This window comes from Hansschlegelia beijingensis, assembly GCF_045505405.1.
Taxonomy (GTDB): Bacteria; Pseudomonadota; Alphaproteobacteria; order Rhizobiales; family Methylopilaceae; genus Methylopila; species Methylopila beijingensis_A.
In genome coordinates, this window is sequence record NZ_JBJKEX010000420.1 from 1 (window position 1) to 2,414 (window position 2,414).

General features: G+C 65.7%; 2 protein-coding genes and 2 pseudogenes. 2 read left to right on the plus strand and 2 right to left on the minus strand.

Annotated elements, in window-relative coordinates; all coding sequences use genetic code 11:
- Nucleotides 1-114, plus strand: a pseudogene (locus ACIKT0_RS16975) (IS5/IS1182 family transposase); the annotation flags it as partial.
- A gap of 356 nt (nt 115-470) precedes the next feature.
- On the opposite strand, the gene ACIKT0_RS16980 reads toward ACIKT0_RS16975, so the two are convergent.
- Nucleotides 471-1,151 (minus strand): transposase, encoded by a 681-nt coding sequence (locus ACIKT0_RS16980; protein WP_407106550.1) that lies wholly within the window; start codon nt 1,149-1,151, stop codon nt 471-473.
- Between the two features lie 105 nt (nt 1,152-1,256).
- Nucleotides 1,257-1,625 carry an HdeA/HdeB family chaperone gene (locus ACIKT0_RS16985; protein WP_407106551.1) on the minus strand — a complete coding sequence of 123 codons (369 nt, stop codon included), beginning with the start codon at nt 1,623-1,625 and terminating at the stop codon, nt 1,257-1,259.
- A 298-nt stretch (nt 1,626-1,923) separates the two neighbouring features.
- Between ACIKT0_RS16985 and ACIKT0_RS16990 the strand changes: the two are divergent.
- Nucleotides 1,924-2,274, plus strand: a pseudogene (locus ACIKT0_RS16990) (transposase); the annotation flags it as partial.
- Between the last annotated feature and the right edge of the window lie 140 nt (nt 2,275-2,414).

Sequence of the window (2,414 nt, forward strand, 5' to 3'; positions counted from 1 at the left end):
CGCATGTTCTGCCGCCTCAAAGACTTCCGACGCGTCGCAACCCGCTACGACCGTAACGCCACCAGCTTCCTCGCCGCCGTCCACATCGCCGCGATCGTCAGCTACTGGTTATGAGTCTCGGCCCTAGAAGCTGACTCGGGAGTCTTGCCCTGCCTGGTGACGCCGTCCTCGACCGTGTCGGGGCGGCGGACCGACTGTTGAGCTTGTCAACGCGGGGCTCCCACGCGGCGATGCGCCGCCACAGCTGCTCGGCGCCAGGAGTGGACTCGGACGCCTGTTGGGAGAACGGACATCCTTCTTGGCTCTCAACTCGAGATGCTCTGTCGGTCTGGTGCGGCCGCCCGCGGGCGGATGAACGGGAGAACGAAGCGAGACGGTCGAGATTCGTTCTCCGCGTCCGGATCAAGAACGTTTCGACTGTCAATCGGCGCTGAACTTTGGGTCTGACGCACTTTCGATGATGCGCTTTGCTACTCGGCGCCAATGAGCCGGGCCTCAAGGAGGTCCAGCTTGGCGCGACCGTACATCTGGCGCTTGATGAGCTTGAGCCTGGTGATCTGGCCTTCGGTCTGGCCGTTGGACCATGGTTCGACCAGCGCTGCGCGCACGGCGGCACGGTCGCGGACGATGCCGCGCGGGAACGAGGCGAGCAGGCTGAGTGATGCGTCCGCGATCCAGGAGTCGAGCTCCTGGCTGGCGTCGCGCCGGACCATCGCGTGGAAGGGGTCGAGCAAGGCGCGCGCTTGAGCGAGCTCGGGGGCCGCGGCTTCGATCGAAGCGACGAGGATCGCGTCGCCCCTGGTGAGCCGGTCGCGCTCGGTCGTCATCGCTTTGACGATCGTCTTCGCGGAAGGCGCCCGCTGGATCTGGCGAAGCTCCGTTGCCTCGGCGCGTCGCCGCCTGGTCGCCCATTCCGCCACGACGCGAAGCGAGCCCCGGAAGCCCTGCCTCCGCAGACGCCTCCATAGCTCAGCGCCGTTCGTGCAGCCTTCAGTCCACTGGGCGTCGAGGATCGGCAGCCAGGCCTCGAGCGAGCTTTGGCGCGTCCGGAAGACGTCAGCATGCTCGCCGCGCAGGATCCGCCGCACCGTGCCGCGTGCGAGCGCCGTCCGCCGGACGATCGCCTTGATCGGCGCCCCTTCACGAGCCATGCCGAGAACGGCGTCATCGGCTCGCGCGCGACGCTGATAACCCTCGTACTGCACCAAGTACGAGGGCGGAGGCTGAATGCCTCCGCCGTTGCCGACGCAGATCAGTCAGAGTTTCTTCAATTCGGCTTCGACCTTGCTCCAGAAGGAGGCCGTCGGGGCCTTTCTGCATTCATCGATGACGATAGGGGTCACTCGGGCCACGCCCTCGACGTCGATCTCGACGACGTCCGGCTTCGTCTGGCCGTTCTGATAGCCCGCGGCCCAGGCGACGAGGTTCGGCTTGAACGTCTCGTCGAGCGCGTTGAATTCCTCGCAAGTGACCTTCGCCATCGGCTTCTTGGCAATGGCCGAGGCCTTGGCCGGAGCTTTGGCGCTGTCCGTTCCGGTCGAAGTGGTCTGCGCCTGCCCCATCACCGCCGAGGTCGCGAGCGCACACGTCGCAATCAGTACAGTTCCAGCAAAGCGCGTCAGCATGATCGCCTCCTACACGAGTTATCAGCCCCGCCTTTGACAACACGGACTTGCTGGGATTGTTCCTGAACGCAAGGACATGCGCGCGCAGGAATACGCATGTCGCGGCCCCCGCGAGGGTGACGAGGCTCTCCGGCAGCTCCAGATAGAATCCGGCCACGACCACAAGCCCGGCGGCCAGCGCTGCGACGGCGTAGATGTCGGACCGCAAGAAGCCCTGTAAATCTCGCCGGCGAGCGCCTCGATCTGCCGCGTCGTCAAATCAAGTGGCTCGTCGCCGGCTTCGCGGGCGCGAGCCGTGGCGATCGAGCGCCGACGTCCGCCCGCGGGCTGCATCCACCACTCGGACCGTGGCTCGCAATACGCCAGCCAGGCCTACCGCGAGGTGCTGGCCGCTCATGGCCTGGTCGGCTCGATGGGCCGACGTGGCAACCCCTACGACAACGCCAAAGCGGAGAGCTTCATGAAGACGCTCAAGGTCGAGGCGGTCTACCCGATGGCCTACGAGACCTTCGCCGACGTCGCCGAAAGCCTTCCGGCCTTCATCGACGACGTCTACAACGCCAAGAGGCTTCACTCGGCGCTTGGCTACCTCAGCCCGCGCCAGTTCGAGGATCAACACGCCCGGCGGACGGTCCAAATCGGAGCCTGACCGCTGTCCGGCTTAGGGCCCGGACCCATTAAGGGGTTTGCAGATCGAGCGAAGCGTGATTCAGAGGCGTCCTCGAGGGAGAACGCCGATGGGATCGGACTGCTTCTGGCTGACGGACGAGCAGTTCGCGCGTCTTGAGC

Excerpts from the sequence above, each read along its gene's own strand:
- ACIKT0_RS16985 (WP_407106551.1), bottom strand. The coding sequence starts at position 1,625 with ATGCTGACGCGCTTTGCTGGAACTGTACTGATTGCGACGTGTGCGCTC.
- ACIKT0_RS16980 (WP_407106550.1), bottom strand. The coding sequence starts at position 1,151 with ATGGCTCGTGAAGGGGCGCCGATCAAGGCGATCGTCCGGCGGACGGCG.